The organism is Cohnella sp. OV330, assembly GCF_900112065.1.
GTDB lineage: Bacteria > Bacillota > Bacilli > Paenibacillales > Paenibacillaceae > Cohnella.
In genome coordinates this window covers 143,864-169,649 of the sequence record NZ_FOKE01000009.1, presented here as the reverse complement: position 1 = coordinate 169,649, position 25,786 = coordinate 143,864, and the positions used below count along the sequence as shown (strand labels likewise).

General features: G+C 59.7%; 17 protein-coding genes. All 17 read right to left on the bottom strand.

All coding sequences use genetic code 11. The features are described 5' to 3' along the window. Positions 1-2 precede the first annotated feature (2 nt). Positions 3-1,289, bottom strand: a complete 1,287-nt coding sequence (locus BM235_RS21000) for a polysaccharide pyruvyl transferase family protein (protein ID WP_090116196.1) — start codon at positions 1,287-1,289, stop codon at positions 3-5. 127 nt (positions 1,290-1,416) lie between these two features. Beyond that, positions 1,417-3,456 (bottom strand): DUF5693 family protein, encoded by a 2,040-nt coding sequence (locus tag BM235_RS20995; RefSeq protein ID WP_143106714.1) that lies wholly within the window; start codon positions 3,454-3,456, stop codon positions 1,417-1,419. A 470-nt stretch (positions 3,457-3,926) separates the two neighbouring features. After that, positions 3,927-5,630, bottom strand: coding sequence for a phospho-sugar mutase (locus BM235_RS20990; protein ID WP_090116194.1), 1,704 nt, complete (start codon positions 5,628-5,630; stop codon positions 3,927-3,929). A 94-nt stretch (positions 5,631-5,724) separates the two neighbouring features. Further along, complete coding sequence (gene fabZ / locus BM235_RS20985) at positions 5,725-6,165, bottom strand: 3-hydroxyacyl-ACP dehydratase FabZ (RefSeq protein ID WP_090116193.1); 441 nt, start codon at positions 6,163-6,165, stop codon at positions 5,725-5,727. A 192-nt stretch (positions 6,166-6,357) separates the two neighbouring features. Continuing rightward, positions 6,358-6,876: a CDP-alcohol phosphatidyltransferase family protein gene (locus tag BM235_RS20980; protein ID WP_090116344.1), complete on the bottom strand. Its 519-nt coding sequence runs from the start codon at positions 6,874-6,876 to the stop codon at positions 6,358-6,360. Between the two features lie 247 nt (positions 6,877-7,123). Beyond that, positions 7,124-7,357: a DNA-directed RNA polymerase subunit beta gene (locus BM235_RS20975; protein WP_255374501.1), complete on the bottom strand. Its 234-nt coding sequence runs from the start codon at positions 7,355-7,357 to the stop codon at positions 7,124-7,126. A gap of 144 nt (positions 7,358-7,501) precedes the next feature. Then, complete coding sequence (locus BM235_RS20970) at positions 7,502-8,347, bottom strand: flagellar hook-basal body protein (RefSeq protein ID WP_090116192.1); 846 nt, start codon at positions 8,345-8,347, stop codon at positions 7,502-7,504. 21 nt (positions 8,348-8,368) lie between these two features. Next, positions 8,369-9,235, bottom strand: coding sequence for a flagellar hook-basal body protein (locus tag BM235_RS20965; protein ID WP_090116191.1), 867 nt, complete (start codon positions 9,233-9,235; stop codon positions 8,369-8,371). A 30-nt stretch (positions 9,236-9,265) separates the two neighbouring features. Next, the gene (gene mreB, locus BM235_RS20960; RefSeq protein ID WP_090116190.1) at positions 9,266-10,261 is read right to left on the bottom strand and encodes a rod shape-determining protein MreB; all 996 of its coding nucleotides are present in this window, start codon (positions 10,259-10,261) and stop codon (positions 9,266-9,268) included. Between the two features lie 92 nt (positions 10,262-10,353). Then, entirely contained in the window at positions 10,354-10,641 is a 288-nt protein-coding gene (gene spoIIID / locus BM235_RS20955; protein WP_090116189.1) for a sporulation transcriptional regulator SpoIIID, read from the bottom strand. A 206-nt stretch (positions 10,642-10,847) separates the two neighbouring features. Beyond that, the gene (locus BM235_RS20950) at positions 10,848-11,990 is read right to left on the bottom strand and encodes an HD-GYP domain-containing protein (RefSeq protein ID WP_090116188.1); all 1,143 of its coding nucleotides are present in this window, start codon (positions 11,988-11,990) and stop codon (positions 10,848-10,850) included. 163 nt (positions 11,991-12,153) lie between these two features. Further along, the gene (locus BM235_RS20945; protein ID WP_090116187.1) at positions 12,154-12,894 is read right to left on the bottom strand and encodes a M23 family metallopeptidase; all 741 of its coding nucleotides are present in this window, start codon (positions 12,892-12,894) and stop codon (positions 12,154-12,156) included. Positions 12,895-12,967: 73 nt separating this feature from the next. After that, positions 12,968-14,293, bottom strand: coding sequence for a stage II sporulation protein D (gene spoIID, locus BM235_RS20940; RefSeq protein ID WP_090116186.1), 1,326 nt, complete (start codon positions 14,291-14,293; stop codon positions 12,968-12,970). 174 nt (positions 14,294-14,467) lie between these two features. Then, a complete protein-coding gene (murA, locus tag BM235_RS20935; RefSeq protein ID WP_090116185.1) occupies positions 14,468-15,874 on the bottom strand; it encodes a UDP-N-acetylglucosamine 1-carboxyvinyltransferase in 1,407 nt (468 codons plus the stop codon). A gap of 229 nt (positions 15,875-16,103) precedes the next feature. Further along, positions 16,104-16,355 carry a DUF1146 family protein gene (locus BM235_RS20930; RefSeq protein ID WP_090116184.1) on the bottom strand — a complete coding sequence of 84 codons (252 nt, stop codon included), beginning with the start codon at positions 16,353-16,355 and terminating at the stop codon, positions 16,104-16,106. A gap of 40 nt (positions 16,356-16,395) precedes the next feature. Beyond that, entirely contained in the window at positions 16,396-18,564 is a 2,169-nt protein-coding gene (locus BM235_RS20925) for a S8 family serine peptidase (RefSeq protein WP_158543774.1), read from the bottom strand. 455 nt (positions 18,565-19,019) lie between these two features. After that, a complete protein-coding gene (locus tag BM235_RS20920) occupies positions 19,020-25,604 on the bottom strand; it encodes a cadherin-like beta sandwich domain-containing protein (RefSeq protein WP_158543775.1) in 6,585 nt (2,194 codons plus the stop codon). Between the last annotated feature and the right edge of the window lie 182 nt (positions 25,605-25,786).

Genomic DNA, 25,786 nt, shown 5'->3' with positions numbered 1-25,786 from the left:
GGTTATCTCCCTCTAAGTTCCAGGCAGGCTTCGACGATTCGCTGCGCCGGTAAGGCCGCTTCTTCCTTCAGTCGCCGGATGGCGCTGTAATGGTCGATGCGCCACTGTGCCGGATCTTCTATGAATTGGACGGCCTTGGCCGCAAAATGTTGCAAATCGATCGCGTCGACCGTGCCGATCGGCCGGTCGCCGAGGCGATGCAGAAATTGGTCGATCTTGGGATCGTAGGACAAGCCGAGCAGCGGCACCTCGCGGTTCGCGGCATAGATGAGCGAATGGAGCCGCATGCCGACCAGCAGGTCGCAGCGATCGATCTCTCGCAACATCTCCTGCGGCGCATCATGCGCGGGCGCGATCTCCGCCATCGCGGCGGCATCGCCCAGCCGCTCGATCACGTAGCGCGAGGCGTCCTCGTCCGCGCCCTCGTGAAAGGGCAAAAAGCGCAGCCGCACCGGACGCTGCCGCGCCAGCGCGGCCAGCGCCGCGGCGATCCGATCCAGATCGGACCGGTCGCCGCGCCAGAACCGCACGGACACGCCTACCAGCGGCGGCCTGTCCGCGCCGCCCGCGCGCGCCGCGTCTGCGCCTTCGGACGCGCGAGGCCCATCGCCCGCGGCGCCCGCACCGGCCGCGCCGGCCAACCCCATCGCCCCCGTGCCGTCGGCCGCGCGGGGCGCATCGCCCGCAGCGCCGCCTGCGACCTCGGCGGCGCCGCGCACCTCCGCCCCGCCGGCCGACGGCGGCAGCGGCAGCCCCATGACCGGGTCCGGCACGACCGCGACCCGGTCCTCCGGAACGCCGAAGCCGGCCAGCAGCGCGGCCGATTCGGCGTCCCGCACCGACACGTACGACGCCTTGCGCATCGCCCGCGCGATGAAAGGCCCGAACATCCGGCGCCTTACCGGCCCGATGCCCTGGGCGTAGATGAACGAAGGCTTGCGCGCCCAGCGCGCCATCTCCAGGATGCCCAGATAATACGGGATCGACCCGAGACCGGTCGCGTCCTGGAGCAGGCTGCCGCCGCCGCTGATCACGCCGTCGCTGGCGGCGATCGCTTCGCGCACCTCGCGAAGCTTCATGCGCGGCACCGACCAGACGCCGTACTGCCGCGCCGTCCAGGTCGGATCGCCGGACAGCACGATCGGCTCGACGAATACGCCTTGGTCTTCGCCGGCCTGCTCGAGCGCGTTCAGGATGCTGAGCAGCACCGCTTCGTCTCCGCTGTTGCGGAAGCCGTAGTAGCCGGACAGCACCAGCCGCAGCTTCCGGTCCGTTTTTGCCATACCCATTATGCCATGCACCGCCTATGTTTGCCTTAAATTCAGATGAAAGAGAGCCGCGCCGCCATGCCTGACGGCAGTATCGATCCCTTAACGGTCGCATTCCTCTTTACCCGATTTCCGCCCAATGCGGAACTTACTTCATCGCCAACTGTTTTCTCCAAACCGCCCACAAACGTTCGAGCACCTGCCAGACGACGATCAGCACGAGTCCGATCAGGAAGCCGATGCCGAGTCCCAGCAGATCCCGGGTCGCGGACAGTACGGCCGGCGTATGAATGTGCGCGAACGTGTCGACCATCGAGAGCTGTCCGATCGTGGCGGCGACGATGAGCACGAGCGGCCACTTCGGATAGCGGAGCGAGAGGAACAGGCCCAGCAGCATGAGCGGGTGGCCCATCGCGAATTCCTTGAATCTCGGACGTACGTGGAAGGTCGTCTCGAGGAACGTGCGCAGCTTCATCTCGATGCCGGATGCGGAACCGCCGTTGCCCGTGCGCGTCAGATAATAGTAGCCTGCCGCCAGGATGAAGACGCCCGCGATGACCCAGAACACCTTGATCGGCATGACCAGCAGCTGCCGGATGTTGCCCCAGAATCCGTTCGCCGAGCCGTAGAAGAATACATAGAGCGCCACCAGCGCGATCGGCGCGAGATGGAGCAGGCTGACGCCGCGGAACTGCTGCAGCACGAGCTCATACGTAATGTCGTTGAGCAGCGCGATGACGAACGGGATGGCGATGACTGAAAGAATCGCCGTACGAATATAGAGCAAGATCGCGGAGCCTAAGCGACGTCCGGCGGACATGCGGAAGTTTTCGGGTCGGTTTCTCCTCGCCCGAAGCAGACGGACCAGCGTCACGACGGACACCGTCGGCGCCGCGATCGCGACGAACAGCGCCAGCGCCTGCGTAAGCAGCGACGAATCGAGCGCGAGCACCCCCGCGCCGCCGATGAAGCCGAGGATCGTAACCGGCAGGAGCAGCGGCGGCAGGAACAGTCCGATCATGATCGCGATCAGCGAGACCGCGCCCGCGATCGCCAGACCGCGCCACACCGTCTCGGCCGGTGCTTTGTGAACCTTAAAAGCATGCGCTTCGCCCGTCACGAAGCCGAAATCTCGCATGCGCTCGATCGCGCCGTCGTCTCCGGAGAGCGCAGTGACGATCGTCTTGTCGATCGGGTGGGTCACGACCGCCTTCTTGTCGTCGCGCGCCGGCGCGGCGTTCAGGTAGATCATACGGATGTTGCGATCCTTCACGGCCAGCACGAGACGGTCCTTCAGCGTCTCGGGGCTGATCGCCATCATCTCGCCCTCGGACACCGAATGCAGGCGGACCGCATCGTAACCGAGCTTCTGGGCCAGCGCGCCCATGCCGAGCTGCGGCGCTTTCAGGTTCTCGATGACGGCGGTACCGAACCCGCCTTCCTTGAGCTGCTTGGCGAAGTCGTCCAGGCTGCGTTGATCCGCCTGGTTGTTGTAACCCGTCACGGCTTCGCCGTCGAAAATAATGCGCGTAGCGCCGACCGCTTTGAACTTGGCCAGCCAGTCGGACACGCGAGCGGCGTTGTATGGCTGAGTGCGATCGGAAATACGCGGTACGACCATCAGCCCCGCATCGTGGATCGCCTGCATGGAAAGCGGGTTCGGTTCCATCGGACGCAGCTTGGCGTCATCGGGTCCGATCCCGAGGATAATGCCGTCGCGGCCCTTCGCGGACCAAGACTCGACGCTCACCCCGGCCTGGTTGAATGCGTCTTCCACGATCGGCTTGATCGCGGGCTCGGTATCCGGCTTGTTGAACATCACGTATGTACGATTGTCGCCCGGCGCGCTAAGCTCGCCAACCAACTGCGCGGCTTGCTGCGCCGTATATACCGTTACGTCCCCGGTCAGGCTCAGTTCGTCCAGATTGCTCTCGAACACCGCCATTCCGTTGACGCCGGCGTCCTTCAGCTTTTTAAGCTGCTCCTGGGCAAAAGCCTTCGGATCCGCTTGCGTAGCCGCGATCGTCAGAATGTCTTTGTAGTCCACGATGATTTCCACTTTGTTCGCCGAGTGCTCGGTCTGCACGCGCGCATAAGCGACGGGCAGCGAGCCCAGCACGCCGATCAACACGACCCACCAGAGCCACTTCGCCAATCTGCGATTCCATTGTTCCAGCCATACAGGCACCGCTTCCACTCCCTTTTATCCTCATCGACGACGGCGCGCGTCGCATACGAACGCTTCGCGCGGACGCCTCAATTTTCCCAATGCAGCGAATTAAATGTAGTATTGCAGTTATCCGTGCATTGAATGCCGAAAACGCAACATTTTCCTGCGCATTGCCGTGCAAAACGATTTTTCCGACTTCGTGCGGTCTTCCATATAGACGACGGCGCCGCCAAGCAGGTTTCGAGCCACGTTCTACTGCTGTCGTCACCAAACTTCATTTCCCGCGCAATACCGCGACAGAATACGACAGCGCGAGGACGCAGGCATTCCCCAAATAGCGTCTCGCCGCCATCTGTCCTCCCGTTCGTCCCATCAGTCAACCCGGCGCCACGAAGCACCCGCCTCGGCCCAAGCGCACAAGCGCCCGCAAGCCGTGCGGAGCGCAGGCGGCTGCGGGCTAAATGGTGGCCGAAAGGCGCGAACCTCGCTTAGCTAAGCGCGTCCACGCGCGCCATGACCGCGCTGACCAGCGCGTCCAGCGCTGCGTTGGCGCCGTCGAGGTCGTCGCCGCGAACGGCGAAGTATACTTTGATCTTCGGCTCGGTCCCCGATGGACGCAGGCAGAACCAGGAGCCGTCCGCGCGGAGGAACTTCAGTACGTTCTCCTTCGGCAAGCCGTCCAGTCCCAGCTCATAGTCGAGCACCTGATCCACCTTGATGCCGCCCACTTCGGCAGGCGGGTTCGTGCGCCAGTCCGCCATGATCGCGGCGATTTGGGCGACGCCGTCCTTGCCTTTGAGCGTGCGGGATTCCAGCTTTTCCAGATACGTGCCGTACTTCGCGTACAGCTCCAGCAGCACGTCGTACAAGGTCTTGCCTTGCGTCTTGTAGAAAGCGGCAGCCTCGCAAATGAGAAGCGACGCGACGACCGCATCCTTATCCCGCGCGTACGTGCCGGCGAGATAGCCGTAGCTCTCCTCGTAGCCGAATAGGAAGGCATGCTCTCCCGTGGATTCGAACTCGGTCATTTTTTCCCCGATGTACTTGAAGCCGGTGAGCGTGTTGATGACCGCGCTGCCGTACGAGCGTGCGATATCGGCGCCCATCTCGCTCGTGACGATCGTCTTGATGACGGCGCCGTTGGCCGGCAGGCGTCCCTTGGCCTGCAGATTTGAGAGCAGATAGTGCACCATCAGCGCGCCGGACTGGTTGCCGGACAGCACGACGTATTCGCCCTTGTCGTTCTTGACGACGGCGCCCATGCGGTCGCAGTCCGGATCCGTGCCGATGATGATGTCCGCGCCCACCTCGTCCGCGAGCTTGATCGCAAGCGTAAACGCTTCGTGCTCCTCGGGGTTCGGGGACTTGACCGTCGAGAACATGCCGTTCGGCTGCTCCTGCTCCGGCACGACGTGTACGTTGGTGAAGCCCGCGGCGGCCAGCACCCAGCGCACGGGCATGTTGCCCGCGCCGTGCAGCGGCGTATAGACGACGGAGAGCGCCGATCCCGCGCCGCTTTTCAATACCTCGGGATGAACGGACTGTGCGGCGACCGTATGTACGAACCGATTGTCTTCGTTTTCGCCCAGCCATACGATCAGACCCTGCGCTTCGCCTTCGGCCTGACTAATACGCTTGACGTCGTCGAAAGCGTCGACTTCGCGGATCTCTGCGATGACCTGCTCGGCCTGATGCGGCACGAGCTGGCAGCCGTCCTGGCCGTAGACCTTGTATCCGTTGTACTCGGGCGGATTGTGGCTGGCCGTCACGACGATGCCGCCTGCGGCCTTCAGGTCGCGTACCGCGAACGAAAGCTGCGGCGTCGGGCGCAAGGAGCGGAACAAATAAGCCTTGATCCCGTTTGCCGCCAGCACTTGTGCCGTCTCGAGCGAGAAAACATCGGAATTATTGCGGGAATCGTGCGCGATAACGACGGAGGGGGACTCGAAGTTGCGCAGCAAATAATTGGCGAAGCCCTGCGTCGCGCGGCCGATCATATACCGGTTCATCCGGTTCGTGCCCGCGCCCATCACGCCGCGGAGGCCGCCGGTGCCGAACTCGAGCTCGCGGTAGAAGCGGTCTTCGATCTCCGCGGGCTTGTCGGCGATCGAACGCAGTTCCTCTTTGGTCGAGGCGTCTACTTTCGGATTGTGTAGCCAGGATTCATACACTTCGTTTGCAGCAATGGTCATCAATTTCTCATCCTTCCGTCTTTGGTCTCTTTATCTATACCCAGGCGCCGCGCTCTCCGTCACAGCGAGAGCCCGGCGCGCCGGGGCCGTTCGTTCATCTCTCCTTCGCCGGATCGGTCAGCGCGAACATCAGCACGCCTTCGGCCACGACCTTGCCGTCCACCTTCGCGGATGCCTGTCCTTTGCCGACGGGTCCCTTCAGCCGGATAATCTCGACCTCGAGCGTCAGCGTGTCCCCCGGCGTCACCTGCCCCCGCCAGCGGAACTCGTCCACGCCGGCGAACAAGCCGATCTTCCCCTTGTTTTCCTCGAGTCCGAGGATCGCCGTGGCCCCGACCTGCGCGAGCGCCTCCAGGATCAATACGCCCGGCATGACCGGAAAGCCAGGGAAGTGCCCCGCAAAATACGGTTCGTTCATCGTCACGTTTTTGAGTCCGACCGCGCGTTTGCCCGGCTCGAGCTCGAGGATTCGGTCGATGAGCAGGAACGGCTGGCGGTGCGGAATGATTTCCTGAATTTGATTGATGTCGAGCATGAACAGTACTCCCTCCGAATTGTACGGCGACCTAGGAATAACAGCGAGGCCCGGCGCCCATACTATGTATAATCCTTCCGCGTCCTGCAGCCGCGAAGGTTGAATATAAGAGGGCTTGCCTCCGGTGCCGATCGCTTCCTGCGCGGCCCTGCGGCAAGTCCTTTTGTCGCCCTTCGGGTCGGCTGCGTCCGCTTAAGCGGACTTCGTCTCGCCATTCAGTTCTTTAAATGAAGTAAAGTAAACGAAGGATGTCGCGAACGACAGGCCGACGCCAATCCAGAGCGCGACGACGCCTCCCGGCTGATCGAGAATCAGCAGCACGATGGCCAGGTAATAGATGACGGTCGTCAGCTTGCCGTACGAATTGGCGGGCACCGTCCGCTTGCCACGGAAGTGAAAGAAAGTGCCGGCCGCGATCATCCCGAGCTCGCGGAATGCCATCGCGCCCGCTGCAAGCCAGGGGATCTCTCCGTCCGCCAGCAGCGCGCCGACGACGGCGAGCATCATGAGCTTGTCCGCGAGCGGATCAAGCATAATGCCGATCTGCGTCACGAGGCCGCTGCGCCTGGCGATATAGCCGTCCAGCATGTCGGTAATCCCGGCTGCGAATACCACGATCAACGCCCATATGGGGTGTCCGTCCAAATAAAGCGCCAGAAAGACGGGGATCAGGACAAAGCGGGACATCGTCAACAGATTCGGCACATTCACCGCCGGAGCCTCCATTTCGCCAGCGGCTCCGCGATCGCGATCGCAAGACCGTTGTCAGCTTTTATTATACCGCCAGTCCCGCTCCGGGTAAAATCCCGTTCGTTCGTCACGGGTCAATGATACCATATGTATCGCATTTGCGCATAAAAAAACTCCCCTTGCCGTAAGACGGGGAGCCTCCTTGTAGTCCACTCAATACCGGCGCCTGCGCATCCGCGGCACGCATGTCTCTCCGTCCCGAACGGCGCTAACGGCTGCCCTCGAAGATGAGATCGTACATGTGCTTCCAGGTATTCCAGTCGAACACGTCCGACCAATCCTGCTTGCCTAACACCGCGTATCCGATCCCGAGTCCCGCCAGGAGCGCCACGATGCATAGTACCGGAATGAACAAAATCTTGACGCTAGTCCAAACGATCAGCATCATGAGCCGTCCTGCGGATCGCTGCTTCTTGTCCGTCGGACGCTTCGTCGCTGACACGGTAGATCCTCCTTCAGAATAAAGAAGCTCGAATAATCCTATGCTTTCGAGTCAATTTATTCTAAGCTTTGGGTCGGAATTGCGCAAGCGGTCCGGCAGAGGGGCAGGCTAAAGCGCCTGCCCGCCGCCGGTCGTCAGGCCGCGTCAGGCGCGGAGATTGGCCGCCATCTGGGACATCTGGTCGCCCGAGCTGAGCGCCCTCGCGCTGAGCTGGTAGGCGCGCTGTACGTTGACGAGGTCGGCCATTTCGTCCACCAGGCTGACGTTGGACTCCTCGAGGAAGCCCTGGCGAATCGCGACGCCGCCCGCCTCGTCGGGCCTGGCGACGACGTTCGCTACGACGTCCGCTACGTTCACGTCGGAAGGCACGCCGTACAGATTGTCCGCGACCGCTTGCAGCAGCTCGGGCTTGTTGACCTCGACCAGCCGCAGCGTGCCCAGCTCGATCGATTCGTTGCCGTCGGAAGAGCGGGCGGTCAGCTTGCCGTCTGCGCCTACGATCATCTCATAATTGTTCGGCACGCGCACGAATGTATCCTGGCCATCCGGATTCACGGCGACGACAGGATAGCCCTCGGCCGTCGTCAGCAGGCTGTCGCCTTGGGCCGTCGGCGACAGTTGGAAGGCGCCTTGCCTCGTGAAGGCGCGCGCGCTGTCGAGCGTGCCGCCCGAGCGTACTTCGAACAAGGCGTTGCCCGCGATCGCGAGATCGGTCAGGCTGTCGGTCTGCTGCATGGCGCCCTGGGTCATGTCGATCTGTTGGCCGACGACGCGCGCGCCCCAGCCTTGCGTGAAGCCCAGCGGCGTCCGGCGGCCCGGCAGCTCGAACGATTTTTCGTGCGGCTGGATGTTCGTAAGGATGTCCTCGAACACCGTGCTCTTGCGCTTGTAGCCCTTCGTATTGGCGTTGGAAATATTGTCGGCGAGTACGTCCAGCTTCTGTTGGAGAGCGCCCATGGACGCGGCTGCGCTGACGATGGAGTTGTTCATCTCGATTCCCCTTCGCTTCTATTAGACTTTGCCGACGTCGTTGACCGCTTTGTCCAGGCTGCGGTCATAATACTGGACGATCTTCTGGTTGGCCTCGTAAGCGCGCAGCGCGCTCATCATGTCGACCATCGACTGCGAGGCGTCCACGTTGGAGCGCTCGAGGTAACCCTGCTTGATCTCTACGCGCTCGCCCGCCTGCACCTGACGCAGCCCGTTCGCGTCGCCCGCGTAGACGTACTTGCCGTCGCCCTGGCGAACAAGTTGGTTCGGGTCGTTCACCTCGGTGAGCAGGAGCGCAGGGCTGCCGGCCAGCGGCTGCTGGGTCTCCTTGTCGATCAGGCGTCCGTCGGACGTGACCTGTACGTTGTCCCAAGTGCCGTCCACTCGGATGGCCTGTCCGTCTACGCCGAGCACTTCCATGCCGTCCGGGGTGACCAACATGCCGTCGGCCGTCGTACGGAATCCGCCGTCGCGGGTGTACCGGCGCTCGCCGTCCGCGTTCTGCACGGTGAACAGCGCCTGCGGCTGGTAGGTGACGTTGCCGTTCGCGTCCACGAACTTGCCGGAGTCGTCGAAGGCTTGTCCGTCGACGAGGATGTCCGACACGAGCGCAAGGTCCTGGCTGCGTCCCGTCTCGTTCAGGTCGCCCTGGCTCAGGTTGATGAGGCTCTCCTCGGCGAATACGCCCGTATTCAATTTGCCGATCGTGCCCTTCGTGTCGTCCGGGCTGCCCATCAGCGAGATGAGCATCTCGGGAAATGCCCGGTTCACCGAATTAACGCCCTTATAGCCGGGCGTATTCAAGTTAGCGACGTTGTTCGTCACCGTATCGTGCCTGCGCTGCTCCGCGATCATCCCGGCAGCCGCCGTATACAATCCTCTGATCATGTTGCGTTGTTCCCTCCCGTTGTGAGAAAGCTACTTGCGGCGCGCCATCTTGTCGAGGTGGTCGAGCATGATGCCCGTCCCCTTGACGACGCAGTGCATCGGGTCTTCGGCGATCAGCACGGGCACTTTGAGCTCGTCCGCCAGCAGGGCGTCGAGCCCGTCCAGCAGCGCGCCGCCGCCCGTTAAAATAACGCCGCGGTCGATGATGTCGGCCGACAGCTCCGGCGGCGTCCGCTCCAGCACGGCCTTGGCCGAAGCGACGATGGACGATACGGGCTCCCATAGCGCTTCGCGGACCTCGTCCGCGTGAATCGTCACGGTGAGCGGCAATCCCGAGACCATGTCCCGGCCCCGAATGTCCATCTCTTCCTTCCGGCCGCCGGTATAGACGGTGCCGATCTTGATCTTGATGTCCTCGCTTGTCCGCTCGCCGATGAGCAGCTTGTATTTATTTTTGATATACCGCATAATAGCGGCATCGAATTTGTCCCCGGCTACTTTGAGCGACGAGGCGGTCACGACGTCCCCCATGGACAACACCGCGACGTCGGTCGTACCGCCGCCGATGTCCACGACCATATTGCCGCTCGGCTGGAAGATGTCCATGCCGGCGCCGATCGCGGCCGCCTTAGGCTCTTCCTCCAGGAAGACTTCCTTCGCCCCGCTGCGCTCCGCGGCCTCGCGTATCGCTTTTTGCTCGACCGAGGTAATGTTGGTCGGCGCGCAGATCAGGATGCGCGGACGCCCGTACCAGCTGCGGCCTCCGACCCGCTGAATGAATGCCTTCAGCATCATGTCCGTGACTTCGAAGTCGGCGATGACGCCGTCCTTCAGCGGGCGGATCGCGATGATATTGCCGGGGGTGCGGCCGACCATGCGGCGCGCATCCTCCCCGACGGCCAGCACCCTGCGGGTGTCGCTCTCTATCGCGACAACGGAAGGCTCATCGAGCACGACGCCCTTGCCTTTGATGTGGATGGAAACGTTCGCCGTGCCCAAGTCGATTCCGATGTCTTTGCTGAACATATGAAAAACAAGCCTCCAACGCATAGATATTCTTTTAAGTATTCGCCATGATTTCTAAAAATCCTTTAACATTTCTGACGATTTGACAAAATTTACGCTTTTGCGACCGCGAATACTTCCCGCTTCTTGATCGTCGTCTTCTTGTACTTGATCTTGGTCGCCTCGCCGCCCCGCAGGTGCCGGATCGACTTGTGGTACTCGAGGATGTGCTTGACCTGATCGGCTAGATCCGGATTGATCTCCGGCAGACGCTCGGTCAGATCTTTGTGCACCGTGCTCTTGGAGACGCCGAATTCCTTGGCGATGGTACGAACCGTATTGCGCGTCTCCACGATGCTGCGGCCGATCTTGATGGTCCGTTCTTTGATGTAATCGTGCACGCTCCCGCCTCCCTGCTCTGATTGATTGGTACAGTATATGAGGGGGACGTTCACTTATTCTTTGTAACCAAGCCTGACAAGCCTATAAAGTCCGCAGGGGGCGGGGCTTATGGGTCAAATGAACTTCCATGGCGTCCTAATAAACGCAAAAAAAGACGAGCCCAAAGGCCCGTCTGGCGTAAACCATAGCGTTGATCGCCGCCCGCTCATCCCTTGACCTGCACGGCGCGGGATACGTAGATACGAGCGTTTTCATGGAGATCGATCTCGTACGGAGACGGCACGCGGCCGTCAGCCTCGCGTACGACCAGTACGACCGGCTTGTGTGCCGGCCGCCCCTCCGTATCCTTGACGATCGCCGTCTGTCCGCTGCTGAGGAGCACGGCCATGCCCGTCGGGAAGATCGTGAGGTTCTTAAGGAATGAACGTACGATGCCGATGCCGAACTCGTAATTGCCGGCGGCGAACATATATTCCATCGCCTCGCAGGGCGGGTAAGGATCGCGATAATGGCGCGGCGAGAGGAGCGCGTCGAACACGTCGGCCAGGCCGACGATCTGTGCCATGTCCGGGATCTTGTCCTGCGCGATTCCGTACGGATAGCCGTCTCCCCGATAGCGCTCGTGGTGCAGCAGCGCGCACTTGGCCGCCGCGTCGGGAACCTCCCGCATGCGCCCGAGCGCATGGTAGCCGAGGGTCGTATGCTGCTTGACCGCCGCCATCTCCGCGTCCGTGAGCTTGCGCTTGGCGCGGAGCAGCTCGGGCGAGATCCGCGTCATGCCTACGTCGAACAGCAGTGCGCCGACGCCTAGCTCGTACTGGGCATTCGCGTCCATCCCGCTCGATGCGCCGATCACCCCCGACATGAGAGATACTTGCAGCGCGTGTTCGAACAGCGACTCATCGGTTTGTCTCAGCACGCTGAGCTCCTCGGCCACCGCCCGGTGGCTGACCGCGGAGAGGAGGCGCTCCCGGTACCCCCGCTTGAAGCTCTCAAGTTCGGCGTGGGGCAGCGCGAGCCTGCTGTAGTTTTCTTCCGTCTCCAAAAAGCGGATCAGGCTATGATGCGTCTCCTGCAGCTGGACCGGATCGGCGCGCAGCATCTCGATCTCCTTCAGGTCGCGAACCTGCTCGTCGGGCCGAACCTTCATGCGGGATGCCAGCATCGCTTCAGCCGCCGCGCCGCGCTTGCCAAGGGCGACCGACTGAAATCCGAGGAGCTGCAATCTATCTATGTATTGCGCCGTCAGCTCCGTGCCGGCTTCGAGCATGACCAATCCGTTTTTACCGTATACCGGCCTGTCCAACACGTCGCCGGGGTGAAGTTCGTCTACAGTCACGAGCTTCATCTATCACGCGCCCTCTCTGAAGTCGATAGATCCTCCGTAGTATCAATTATGGTACTATCGTAACACAAATGCCATCATTTGGTCAGCTACTAAATTGTAAAAATAGACAGGGTTGCCCTTGCGCGCCGCCGCGCGCCAGGACAACCCTGTCTTAGGTACCAGATTATTGTTGATCTTCGATCAGCGAGGCCGGATCGACGGTCTGGCTGTTGCTCTTGACCGCGAAGTGGACGTGGACGCCTTCGTCCTTCTCTACTTCGCTGACGCCGGCCGTGCCGAGCACGTCGCCTTGCTTCACCGAATCTCCAACCTTGACCTTCAGCTCGGCCAAGCTTTGGTAGACGGTGACGAGCCCGTTCGGATGCTTGATATTAATCTCGTAACCGTTTTGCGGCGTCTGCTCCGCTACCGTCACTTCGCCGCTCATGGCCGCCTTGACGTCGAACGCCTTGCCGTCTTTGCTCGCGAGGTCGATGGCCGTGTGCGGCGTGAACTGGTTGTCGTGTTGCACCATGGCGGCCGCCTGCTCTTCTTCCGTGCCGTTCTCGTTGAAGTAAGGCATGGACACCGACATCGCGTCCCGGTTGGTCACGGGCCAGGCGAGCGTCTCGCCGTTTGCCGCGACAGGCAGCGCATCCGGATCTTCGGCGGTCTGACCGTCCGCGCCTACTTCTTGCTGGACGCTTGCGGAGCTCGCTTCGTCCTTCGGCTTGCCGCTCGTTCCCGAGCTGGCGTTCAGCCAGAGGATCGTTACGATGATTGCCGCTGCGGCCATGTACATGGCGGGGAATACCCACCGCTTGGCAAAAAACCGTTTCGTTGCCGAAGGCCTGGACGACGAACTGACGACACTTCTCGTACTGCTTGGTTCGATCTTGCCGTTTGGTTTGTTTGAATCACTCATTTTTTATCACCTCAGTAACAGAGTGTTGCCAGGTGATAGTTTTTTAAACATGCCTTTTGCAAGATTAAGGGATTTATAGCTTAGCAGTCTCGGCGCGCGCGGACTGAAGCGCGGTCAGCGTCTTCAATTGGATGCCCGTATAATAGTGAAGCACGATATCCGCGGCGGTCGCGCCGGTCTTCGCCATGCCTTCGGCGCCCCACTGACTCATCCCGACTCCGTGCCCGCTGCCGTAGGTCGTTATCGTAGCCTTCCCTTTTTCGATCTTCCAATCGAAGGCGGCGGACCGCAGCCCTAGCAGTCTGCGAACCTCGGTTCCCGACAGGGTCTTGCCGCCGACGGTCGCCGTGCTCACCCGCTTCCCCTCGGTCCAGCCGTTAATGACGGCCACCGGCCGTTTGCCGAGGCCCGTCAGCGCGGCTATCGATTTGACGCCAAGCTTGCGGTAGAATTCGCTGAGCTTCATCTCTACCGTTTCCTCGGCGCGGGGCGAGTCTTCGCGGTCCCACGGGCTGCTCACCGATACCAGGTAAGGCAGATCGGCGTGGAAAACGTCCTTGGCATTTTCCGTAAACCCGTTGCTGCTGGCAAAGTAAAGAGATTCAATGGGCACGCCTCCGTAAACCATGACGATGCTACGCGTCCGCCGCACCGCTTCGTCCACCGCCGTCCACGCCTTCGGATCCGTCTCTTTAAGCTTGTCCATCTCCGCCTTGGATCGATAGACTTGATGCGTCACCGTGTCCGTCACGTCCGCGCCGCGAACGGGGACGCCCGACCGGTCCTCGTTCCACAGGCGGCGGATCAAATACGTGCGCGCCGCGATCGCCTGCGCCTCCAGCGCGGCCGGCGCGAAATCCGTCGGCATCTCCGCCGCCACGACGCCCTTCACGTACGTCTCCAATCCGGCGCGTTCGATCCTTTTGTCGTCCGACAGATAGACCCGAACGACGAGATTGCTGTCCTTCTGCTCGGCCTGCAGCCCCCGCGCGGCGTCTGAGGCGGACAACGCGCCGGCAGCCTTACCGGACGTTGCCGGCGTTCCCGATGGCTTAGCATTGGCTTTTCCGTCAGAAGCCTTCCCGTCCTTAACGGACGATTCGGCAGGCTCGTCGCCGCGACCCGGCTTCTCTTTCGCCGCATTTGCGCCGTCCGTGACAACGGCCGCGCTTTCTTCAATGACCGGCGCGGGATTCCTTTCGCTCGCGTGCCGTTCCGCCCATGACCAGCTCGCGATCAACGTACCCGTGCCGAAGGCTAAAATGAGCCATAGGCCTGCCGATGGCTTGCCTCCCCTTTTACCTCGCTTGAATACGCCATTACGCTTGCCCCAGCGTCTTTTACGGTGCACTGAATGCGTTTCTTTATTCGGCTCGGCTTGTCCATTCCGATTTCGCATGCCTCCAACTTCCTCTCTTCGTTGTCCTTTTCCTCGCACGCTACCAATCTATGAACGGCGCCGAGTCGATAGAACAAGATCAAGAGAGCGCAAAAAAGCCTTCGCGCCAAGAACCGGATGAAACGCTCGGTCCAAGGCGCGAAGGCGCGGGATAATAAGTGCATTTAAAAGAAATCAAGCCAGCGTCGGCTGTACGCGCAGCATGGCCACGCTGTCCGAAGCGATGCGCTCTTCGGATGCCGTCTGAAGCGACCTCCGAACGGCGAACGGCTCTGCCGGCACGGATGCCGATGCGGCAGCTGCGGGCGCCGGGATTTCTTCGCCGTCGCCAAGGCGACTGATATCCGCGCCGAGCGCGGCCAGCTTGCCGACGATATCCATGTAGCCGCGGTCGATATGATGCGTGCCCGTCACTTCCGTGACGCCTTCGGCAGCGAGTCCAACGCAGATCAGCGCGGCTCCCGCACGAAGATCCGTCGCGCATACCGGGGCGCCCGACAGCGGCTTGCCGCCCGAGATGACGGCGGCGCGGCCTTCGATCTTAATGTCGGCCCCCATCTTCGCCATCTCTTCGACGTGCATGAAGCGGTTCTCGAACACCGTCTCCGTCACGATGCTCGTGCCCGGGCTTGCGAGCAGCAGCGCCATGAACTGAGCCTGCATGTCGGTCGGGAAGCCCGGATAAGGCAGCGTCTTGACGTCTACGGCCTTGAGCGGGCGATTCGCGAAGACGCGAATGCCGCTATCGTCCGACTCGATGCCTACGCCCATCTCCTCGAGCTTGGCGACGACCGGGCCCAGATGATCGCGGATCGCGCCTTCGATGTACACGTCGCCGCCGGAGATGGCCGCTGCGATCATGTACGTGCCTGCCTCTACGCGATCCGGAATCACGGTATGGCGAACACCTTTAAGACGTTCTACGCCCTCTATGCGGATGATACCGGTGCCCGCGCCGCGCACCTTCGCGCCCATGGCATTCAGGAAGTTGGCGAGATCGACGATCTCCGGTTCCTTGGCGGCGTTCTCGATCGTCGTGACGCCGTCCGCGGTAGCGGCGGCCATCATGATGTTCTCGGTCGCGCCGACGCTGGCTACGTCCAGGTAGATGCGCGCGCCGCGCAGCCGGCCGTCAACCTTAGCCTCGACTGAGCCCTGGCCAAAGCCGATCTCGGCGCCCATCGCCTCGAAGCCCTTGAGGTGCTGGTCGATTGGGCGCGTACCGATCGCGCAGCCGCCCGGCAGCGAGATCTTCACCTTGCCCTCGCGGGCCAGCAGCGGTCCCATCACGAGGAACGACGCCCTCATCTTGCGGACGAGTTCGTACGGCGCCTCGTGCGAGATGAGACGGTGGGCCCGCAGCGTCACTCGAGATTCGTGGCGAAGCGCCTGAACGCCGAGGGCCGAGAGGACTTCCAGAATGTTATACACATCGTCCAAGGCGGGTACGTCATCGATGACGCAAGATCCTTCTTCCGCCAACAAGGTGGCGGCGAGGATCGGCAGGACGGAATTTTTGGCGCCGTGCACGCGGACAGTCCCATTCAGGGGACGGCCGCCGCGGACGATGATTTTGCTCATGGGTGGTTCCCTCCGCGGGTGTAGAATCATTTTCGGAGTCCGTGCTTTCACCGAGGCCGGCTCCAAAAAACCCAAATTTCATCATACCACCGTCCGTCGGCTCGGTACAAGCGGCATCTTTTGACAAATTCGAAACGATGATCCGTCAAGTTTCGACTTCGGACGACTCGTTTCTGCTTTATTACCCATTGTGGTCATTTTGATTCGACGTTATGCGGAAAAGACGCCGCTACGACGAATTGAACAGGTTCTTCAGGGCCGAAGCCCAATTCCAATAATCCAGTACGAATCCGGCCAGAAGGCGTCCTGCGATGATCGCCAGGAAGAGCTGCGCGAGCCGCGCTCTCGGGCTTTTTGGATGGCGAAAAAATTGCTCCCACTTGATCTCCTGGAGCACAACCCACGCCACGGCGATGAAGCCAAGCGTGATAAAAATGGAGAACAAGCTGTCCCAGCCCATCGAATAGTAAATCGAATTCATTCGCCGATTACGCTCCTTATGGCCGCGATTACAATACGGTTCAATCGGCGTTCATCACGCCGAAGCGATAATACGCGGAGCGATCCGCGCGATCGGCCGTGATCCGGGCATAATAAGTTCCGGCAGCCAGCTTTTGCAGGACGTTCAGGGAACTATTTTTTGCCTTGCTGGACCATTGGCCGAGCAGCTTCAACTCCTTGCTGTATACCGCGAGCTTGAACGTCGAGCCTTCCGGTATGCCATCCAGCTTCCATTCATAGCGTCCGCCCGCCGTCTTGAACCGGAACCAATCCGCATCCTCCTTGGACGATATCAACCCTTTGAGGATGCCTGCCGCTCCGGGAGCGAGCGAGGCGGACGTCAGCGGACCGCCGTTCGGCTCGCCCAAATCCGCGTACGTAGTAATGTATTCCAGTCGGACCGTATAGGTCCCTATCACGGGTGGAGCTCCGTCGGCGGCCGCATTGCTGACCCCTATGTAGTATCTGCCTGCCGGCGCATTCTTCATCGTTGCCGTCTCCGGCAATCCGTCACCGTTCGTATCCGTCCGAACCTCGGCCTGCCCGTCTCGCTGCAGCGTGATCGCGGGATCGATGCGAGTCGTGTCCGTCTCGACGGTAACCTTCACGGTACCGGCTTGGGGGAGCTTGACCGTCGTCCAATCCTCGTCGTCCTTGCGATCGAACGTTCCGCTCCAAGTCTGCGTTCGTGGCTCGATTGCGTACGCCGAATCCCGGTCGGAGCCGGGCTCCGTCCGATCGGGCAGCATCTTGAAGCCGGAGGTGAGCCGGTAGGGCAGCGGCGACGATCTCGACGAGCCATCCGCCCGCAGGTAGTATCTGCCCTTGGATACCTTCCAAGTCATCGCTCCCCCGCTCGTGCCGTGGACGGCGATCGGATGGGCGGCGCCAGGCCGGTATAGCGACAATTTAACCGCAGCAGGCCCGATGTCAAACAGGTTCGTCTGCATCCGTACGGACAAGATGCCGTCTTCATGCGCTTCGACCGCGTACCAGTCCGTATCGAGGGATCCGCCCCACGCCGAATAAACCTCCGTGCCCGGGGGAAAAGGCGAAGCCGACCGCTGCGCGCCGTTTGGCTCGCGCCAGTCCGCTGCGAGCGCGGCCGACAGGGCGCGGTCCGTGCGAACGAGACCGTAGCCTGTCGCGTCGTCCCGGCCCTTGGCGCCGATATCCTCGGCTGTTCGACGAAGCGTCTCGCGGAGGAATGCGGGCTTCCAATCGGGATGCGCGGCCCGCAGCATCGCGACCACGACCGCGACCTGCGGCGCAGCCATGGACGTCCCTTCCATAGCGAGGCGTCCGCCGCCCAACGCGAGCGTATCGACCTGCCACGATGCGGACAGATCCACCTCGGGTCCTCCCGTCGAGTTGATCTGTCCTTGCCGAGCCTGCGCGCCCGCGACAGCGATCACGGTCGGGTAAGCGGCCGGGTACTGCACGGCGGCGCGCTCGCCAAAATCGGCCGCGTCGTTGCCGGTTGCGGCGACGAGCAGCACGCCCTTCGACTCGGCCAGGTCGATGACGCTGCGCATGCCGGGCGCGTCCCTGCGAAGCCCCAGGGACAGCACGACGATGTCCGCGCCATGCTCGATCGCATACCGGATACCGCCCGACAAATGCGACTCGTCGCCCTCGCCCTTGTCGTCCAACGCTTTAACCGGCATCAGCTTCATCTTCCATGCCGCCTCCGCGTTCGCGCCCTTCGCGGCTTCGGCCGCGGCGACGATGACGCCCGCCACCGCCGTGCCGTGACCATTGTCGTCCTGCGGGGGCTTGGCATCGTCGAGCAGATTGACGCCGTCGGTCAAATACGGCTGGAGCGCCGCGTTCTTCAGATCGATCCCCGTGTCGACGATGGCGATCGTACCGGTCACGTCGCGCCTCAGCAATTTCCATGCAGCAGCGATGCCCGTCTCCTGTAGAAACGAAGCGTCGGACAACGCCGAGATGGCGACCGGCTTGCGTGAAGCAGAGGTCCGAGCGGACTTGCCCATGGGCTCAGCCTGTTGCGTCGTCGCAGAGGGAGCCTTCGCGCCGAGCTTCGCCGCCTCGGCTGCCGCGATCGGCCCGTCCCCTGCCGTCAATCGCGAATCCAGGGAACCGGTCGCAGCCAAGGCCGTGCCAAGAAGCACGGCCGCAGCCGCCGTACGAACCGTACGCCGTTTCCCCTTTCGTTCTGCTGCCATTATTGCCACGCCCTTGCCTGTCAGTAAGTTGAAGCTATGAGTATATACCCACATATTGGCGTTCAACCAACACTTATCCGTCATTCGACATATGTATCTCGAATCCGTGGGCGGGACATAAGGCCGAGCAGTACCATGTCTTCGCGAATCCAGCCTAATATATATCGCTCATTCATTATTCATGCATTCGCATGCCCTATCAAGTTAATAATATTTAATGCTCGAAGCGCGCGGTCTCATCTTTTTCTCATAATCCAACCGCTATCGATGTCGGCTACCACTCCAATCCCGGCACCGTCCCCCCCATTGCAAGACCGTGTCGCTTTCATATCCTAATTACATTCGATTTTTCGACATCATTTTCCTTCTTTCGGGATAAAAAGAGTACTTAGGTCATGGGTGGGGACAAAAAAAGGCCGCCTCTGTCTGAACAGAAGCGGCCAATGTTTTGATTGTTAAGCGGTTAGAGGAGGGAGGAGCGTTAACGTAAACCAGTACCCCTGCGCACCTTCTTGAGTGATTAACAGGGCAATTTTTTTATTCTGATCTCCCACTTCAAACGCCGTACTTAACGCCTTGTCCGCGAAAGGAGCCAACACGATGTCAGACATGGGATTCGCGTATTCATTGTTGACTACGGAGATGTTCGGCGCGTTAATCACCGGCTTCAGCTTCAAGTCGTGGGCACCGATAGGAATGCGGTACTCGAACTCGTTTCCGTCACGGGAGTCGAAGGTCTGCAGCAATTGCGCTTCCTCTCCCCCTTCTTCATTCTCGACAGTTCCCCATAGTTCCATGCTGCCCGTCTTCCATACCTCTATCCGATGCCGCGGCCCCACTTCGCCCGTCTCTGGATCAAAGGCGCGCATGTAAACGAGGTTCCAGCCGTAATTCAGACGACCGATCGTGTACGAACCGTCTTCATTCGCCATCAATTGTTGATCCCATCCCGTGGACACAATGACCGCGGACCCTTCAGGAAGTGTTGCGAGATTCGGCGTCACCTTAAATGAAGTTGCTGCGGAGGACAAACCTGTCGCGGCTCCGACATTAAATATTGCGATCCCACCGATCACGTATGGCTCAACGTTTAACGACGAACCGGATAGATCGGTATTTACCGTCATATTCCCTATCGTAAGATCGTTGTTGGCGCCGTTTGGCACGTCGATGCGATACGTTTTCTCCGATCCGTCTTCGGCGAGTACCTTAATCGTAATCACGTCTGCGTCAATTGGGCTTAGAGCTATGTCATAAGATGACGTGCCAGCATTGTAAGTCACGCCGTTAGAAGAATCATTGACTTGAATGGTAGGCGTTGACTTCGAATTCACGGAAAACTTCAAACCGTTCAGCGCCGTAGCCGCCTCAGCGTCCAGAATGACGTACCGATCCTCGCTGACCTTGGACGGGTAATAAATATTCGTGCTGAGTCCCGTCAGAGAAGTATCTCCGTTATAAAGCGTAAAGTCCACGTCATACGTCCTGGCCGCCGGTGATACTAAGGATGAGACTACGATTTTCAAACGAAGGCTGTCACCGGTGAAATGGTAAAGGTATCGCTGCGTCTGCTCGTCAATTGGGATCTCCGTATCCTCGTCACCATTTACGCTGAACACATGAATTTCCGAACCTGCTTCCGAACTTAAACTAAATGCAAAGTCTGCGTAATTCGGATCGCCTGCGACGATGTCGCTGCTGTCCAACCGAACATGCTGGGAAGCAGCCTCCAAGTTCACCGACCAACCCTTGGAAATATTATAAAATTGAATGCTTCCAGTCAACTCGGGCGGCGACTCGAAAATTTCGATCCGATGTTCCAGCTTGCGCCCTTCCTCGTCTTGGACGGATACGACCAACGTGTTGCCCTCGTTGATGTTAAACGCGTAGTCATCCTCGCCTTCAGGGATAGACAATTCCGTCCTCGTTCCGTCTTCTCCGAGCTGGTAGATCCCTTCTATCTTACTCGTAGCGTCGGACGCATTAACGTTAAAGTGGAAATTCGGATCCGTTAAGTCCACTTCATAAAAATATTTGCCGAATACTTGCTCGTTAGGCTCGACCGAATAGGCCATATCGCCGGCGTACAATTTAAAGGATTCCAGGTCAAGCGAAGACGGGCCTTCCCCTACAACTTCCGGCTGCCATACATAAACGATAGTATCGCTGCCCACCTCATTGCCGTCGGCATCCGTCACTTTGAATACAATCTTATTCCAGCCGCTCGCCAAGTCGTTGCTGAATACGACCGCCAAAAAGTTGCCTTCCAGCATCAACTGCGCCATCTCGCCGTCTTCTTCTACGCGGAAAGCGGAGACATCGTAACCCGGCAGCAACCATTCCACGTTCATGTATAAACCTTGGTACGGCAGGCTGGGTACGACGGTATACGTGTTAGCGTCCGATGCACTGACAGCTGGCGAGTCCTCGTGACCGGCGTCCATATAAGCGATATGGATACCCTCGATTGGATTGGAAACCGGTCCGGACCACACTTTTAGCGCAACCGTGCGTTCGTAGTCTTCTCCCGTCAACCGCACCTTTAAACTGAATTCGTTCATGCCGTCTTGAAGATGTAGCGTCGCGCCCATCGCATTTTGCTCCGGTTGATCCGGATCTGCCTCGTACCCGGCAATATAAGTAGGCTCTTCCTCGTTCGGCTGTTCTAGACGTGCGCTTACTACGTCCCCCGAAAAAAGGAATCGGCTCTCGATAGGTTCGGAGGCGCTCGGCAGCTTGAGGAAATAATAAATTCCCTCTTCGCCGCTGAGCCACTCCGGTTCCCAGTAAACCGTTTGCCCGTTAACAGTATTTCCCCATGCCGTCACGCCAGGAAGATCATCAACGGACTGCGTGGGATAAGGGTATACAGTCAGCCCGTAAGAATACGAACCCTCTCCCTCTCGAGGCAGATCGAACGATAGGCTGAGTCCGTCAGACGAGATATCTCTGTAATCGTCGCTCCATTCCGCATCATCGTTTAGCCACTGATAATCGTTACCGACCTTGACGTACAAACCGTTATTCGGCACGATCGCTCGAATTTGAACCGCCCCGATATCCTTCGATGGCAGATTAAATGATCCCAGATATTCCTTGTCATAAGAAAGATCGTACGTGCGCAGCGGCGTTCCTGTCTCATGATCCGCATCAGCGGCCCACACCTGAATTTGCGGCGTCCGCCAGATGTGGACGAAGTACTGCTGCCAGCCGAGCCCCGTGGGATCATATACGGTTACGACAACCGTATTTTGACCGGCTGCCAAATTAGAAACCGTGTAGTTCCCATTCTCGGACGCCAGATCTAGCGATTCTCCGTTAAGACCGACTTCTAAAATGCTGTAGGCATGCTGCGTCTTCAGTTCGAGCGTTAATGAAGATTCGTCGTTCTGAAGCACAAATTGTGGATCGTAAGTATCAGCCTCCATCGGAACGGAAGTCTCATCCGCCGTTTTCCCGGATAGCCCCGTCAGCGTGCCGTCCTCCGCTTCCTCCAGACGCGAATAAAAATCGTTGTCCGCGTATTCTATCTCCTCTTCCGGACTTTCGCCGCTCCCGGCGAAGATCACCCATTGATAGACAACAGGGATTCCCGCACGGGTCATATACTGGATTTCGACAAAATGATAGCTTTCCTCGTCCAGACGCAATGTCGCCGAGAGGTTTGGCACGGGTACCGCAGGCAGCGTTTGAGGCTCGCCATCGATCAAGAATTTATAGCCATGAGATCCCGGTTCTAACTCGAAATCAAGGGAGATAGGCGAACGTTCGGACGCCTTGACGAGCGAATATACGCGATAGTGATTCGGTTCGTCAATCGCTGTGCGCTGCTCCAATTCACCTGCAGTCGATACGCCCGCCGCTTGTAGCAATCCAACCGGCATGCCATGAACTAGATGTAGCATGTACGACTCTTCCTGTGCGCCGCGCTTGACCGTCAGTTGAAACGGATTGTCGCCCTCCATTAGTTCGCCGATGCTAAAATCGTAATAACCGTTTTCGCCTGACTTTTCGATCGTCTGCTGCGGATTCTGGTCTGCGGCGTTTAACTCGACATCGGTAACGTCCGGATCGGAAAAACTCATTCTTAGCCTAGCGCTGGGGTTCTCATCGTTGGCATACGCGTAAAAGGCATTGCTGCCCTCCGGTCCGGCATACCATACCAACGGACGCTCGTAATCATACGAGATCCACTGCGTAAGCCCGCGGACGATCCCCGTCCCGTTCATAATCGAAAGATGAATGTTCGTACTGTTATTGTTTTCATCATACAGAACCAGCCGGAAGTAATTGTAGCCCGGATGGAGCGCGATTTGTTGATCGCTAACCTGCGCGTTCCAAGCGGCCGCCGCCGACTCTTCGTCCAGCTCACTGTACAATTCTGCACGGTTTACGGAGCCCTCGCCGTTGAATTTCATCGTCATTCTGACGCTCTGCTGCTCATTGGCGTAAACTCCGTAATACCGATCTTGCACTTCGTCAAGCTGGAGAACCCCGCCGTCACCCAGTGTCCAGCTCTCTACGCCCTCGGGTAGCTTAGCTGGAGGCAGCGCTTCTCGCGTTACCATAACCGTATATTTCTGTCTCGATCCATTTTGCGCAGCAACCTCGACCGTAATCTGGTTGGTTCCTACACTCAGCGAGATCGGTTCGCTCTGGCTGCCGCTCTGCACGGCCGTGTCATTGACCTTGACTGTCGCATTGCCGTTCGAGGCAGTCGGCGTCACCGTGATGCTGTCGACCGCATTTTCGACGCTGGCTGTATAGTTCGTCGTCCCCGACTTAAACGACGGCGTCAACGAAGTGTCCGACAGCACGAGCCCGCTAAGCGATGCGTCGGACGACGGCAGGCGCGATATTGATACGGAATTGATGACATCAGGCACCGTCCCATCCGCAGCCCGCACCTTGAATTGGACGGTCGTGTTAATGATCGTATACGGAATCTCCGCGCCGGATGCATATTCGTTGGTGCCTAACAGTATCTTTGCCGATGCGCTTATCGTGTTGATCTTCAGCTTGATCGCATTCGTACCGGCGGGCACCTTCACCGTCCAAGCGTTGCCGCCGGATGCCCTGACCTCGTATGCCGCCGTACCGTCCTCGCTCGTAGCCGTCACGCTTTGAACCGCCGCGTCGCTCGGCATCGAACGAGTCGCAAGCAGCTTGTACGATTTGACGACGCCGTCAATCGTCGCTTTGATCTCGATCTCATTCTCTGCTTTCGCCAGCGGGATGATATACCGCCATGAGATCTGATCCGGAAGGATCGTACGCGCCGCCGTGAACATCGGTTCCGGCTCGACGTTCTGGCCATTGACCGCAATGTCAATCTCCGGTCCGATAACGGGAACCACCAACGTCAGGTTGCTCGAACCGCTCGGAATGGACAGCGGCGCCGGCGCGCTCGTCGAGTTGAAATCGATGTTGATGCCTTCCTGGCCTGCGAAAACGACGCTGACATTGTTCAGCAGTTGACGCGTCACCGTCACTTTGTATGCTTGCGTTGAGCCGTTCTGCGCCGTCACGAGAACGGTGATCTCGTTATCGCCGTAGGCGAGGCTAACCGTCCGCTGCCCGCCGCTCGGCGCTTGGCCGTTGACCGTGAACGAGGCGCCGCTTCCTTGCACGCTCGCCCCTACAATGACGCTCGTCTTGTCGCTGGTCACGCTCGCCCGATAGGAGGTGACGGCTGCGTTGAACGACGGGCTGAGCGTCGCGCCCGAGATGCTCAGCGAGCCAAGGTTGGCGTTGGACGGCAGGTTGTTCGTATTCGGCGCGGTAGTCGATCCGCCCTGGTTGTTCGTCTTGTCCTGCTGGTACTGCTGCTTCTGCTGCTCGTTCAGCTTCTTGAGCAGCTCTTCTTCCGCCTTGCGCTTCGCCGCCTCCGCCGCCAGCCGGTTCGCTTCGTCCTGCGCCAGCTTGGCCGCCTCGATTGCCTTCAGCGCTGCTGCATTGATCTTGTCCGCCAGTTCCTTCAGCTTTGCCGCTTCCTCGGCCGCTTTTTTCTTTGCTGCTTCCTCAGCCAGCTTCCTTGCCTTCTCCAGCTTGGCCTTTTCCTTATCGCTCAGCTGGCTCAGTTGATCCTTGTCCAACCCGAACGACGTCTTCTCCTGCTCCTCGATCTTTTTAACCAACTGCTCCTCGATCATCTTCTGCTCGATCGCCTGCTTCGCGATGACGCCCAACAGTTCCTGCGTATTCTGAATAAACTGCTCCAGCTGCTGCTGCAGATCCGACGGCACGCCGGTTTGTTTGAACTTTTCGACCGTCTGCCGGTTCTCCTCGTCGATCTTCGCCTTGCTTCGCAGGATGGCCTCGATGACTTCCGGCGACGCGTTTTTGACGATCTCCTCAATGTCGATGAGCGTCGTCAGCTCGCGCAGATCAGGGCCGCTCGTCGGATCGAGCGAGATCTGCTGCGTCGGATACAGATCGATCGTCTTGGCGCCGGACGAGCCGGTACCGCCGGAGCTCTCGCCGCTGCCGCTCCCCGTCTTCTCCGCGTTTTCGGACGTGAACCGCACGACGCCCGACATGACCGCCGTGTTCGTGCCGCCCGTCGCCGGATTGACTCGCGCGAAGAACGCCGTGCCGCGCACGCCCATGATCGCCGTCGGCGTCTCCAGCTTGAAGTCGTCGTCTTGGCTCTTGATCGATTTGACGTCCACCCAGGCCGTTCCTTTGAGCATGCTGACTTTCGTCACCGTGCCTTTTTTGTCCGACAGCTTCGAAAACGTCAGCGTCGCGTTCTCCCCGACCGTGAACTTGTCGTCCTCCGACGTCCCGTTCGCGAACTGCAGCACCGCCGATCCCTTGCTTCCCGTGATCAGCTTGTCCCCCTGGTTCAGGCTCAGCTTGGCGAACGCCTTGAACTGCTTCGAGCCCCCGGCCTTCTGCACCTGCACGTCCCCGCTCAGCTGCTTGATTACCGCGATCCGCGACGAAGAAGCCGCGTGCGCCTCCCCGCCGAACGCAGCCGATACCGGCAGCAGCACCAATAGCGCCGCAAGCAGGTACATGCTTAACTTCCGATACATGAACTTCACTCCGTTTTCTGTATATGTATGAATGTAATAAAGACGCTTGCCAATGGATGAAAACATTGGAATACACGTTTCGATTATACCTTAAAAATGGCGATTATTGTCGTTATTCACGTTAAGCGCATGGAAAAATTCAAGGCCGCCCCGCCTTCTTGCCGAAGGCGAAGCGACCCTCT

Excerpts from the sequence above, each read along its gene's own strand:
- BM235_RS20970 (WP_090116192.1), bottom strand. The coding sequence starts at position 8,347 with ATGAACAACTCCATCGTCAGCGCAGCCGCGTCCATGGGCGCTCTCCAA.
- spoIID (WP_090116186.1), bottom strand. The coding sequence starts at position 14,293 with ATGCGAAATCGGAATGGACAAGCCGAGCCGAATAAAGAAACGCATTCA.
- BM235_RS20990 (WP_090116194.1), bottom strand. The coding sequence starts at position 5,630 with ATGACCATTGCTGCAAACGAAGTGTATGAATCCTGGCTACACAATCCG.
- mreB (WP_090116190.1), bottom strand. The coding sequence starts at position 10,261 with ATGTTCAGCAAAGACATCGGAATCGACTTGGGCACGGCGAACGTTTCC.
- fabZ (WP_090116193.1), bottom strand. The coding sequence starts at position 6,165 with ATGCTCGACATCAATCAAATTCAGGAAATCATTCCGCACCGCCAGCCG.
- BM235_RS20930 (WP_090116184.1), bottom strand. The coding sequence starts at position 16,355 with ATGAATTCGATTTACTATTCGATGGGCTGGGACAGCTTGTTCTCCATT.
- BM235_RS20945 (WP_090116187.1), bottom strand. The coding sequence starts at position 12,894 with ATGAGTGATTCAAACAAACCAAACGGCAAGATCGAACCAAGCAGTACG.
- murA (WP_090116185.1), bottom strand. The coding sequence starts at position 15,874 with ATGAGCAAAATCATCGTCCGCGGCGGCCGTCCCCTGAATGGGACTGTC.
- BM235_RS20925 (WP_158543774.1), bottom strand. The coding sequence starts at position 18,564 with ATGGCAGCAGAACGAAAGGGGAAACGGCGTACGGTTCGTACGGCGGCT.
- BM235_RS20965 (WP_090116191.1), bottom strand. The coding sequence starts at position 9,235 with ATGATCAGAGGATTGTATACGGCGGCTGCCGGGATGATCGCGGAGCAG.
- BM235_RS21000 (WP_090116196.1), bottom strand. The coding sequence starts at position 1,289 with ATGGGTATGGCAAAAACGGACCGGAAGCTGCGGCTGGTGCTGTCCGGC.
- BM235_RS20920 (WP_158543775.1), bottom strand. The coding sequence starts at position 25,604 with ATGTATCGGAAGTTAAGCATGTACCTGCTTGCGGCGCTATTGGTGCTG.
- BM235_RS20950 (WP_090116188.1), bottom strand. The coding sequence starts at position 11,990 with ATGAAGCTCGTGACTGTAGACGAACTTCACCCCGGCGACGTGTTGGAC.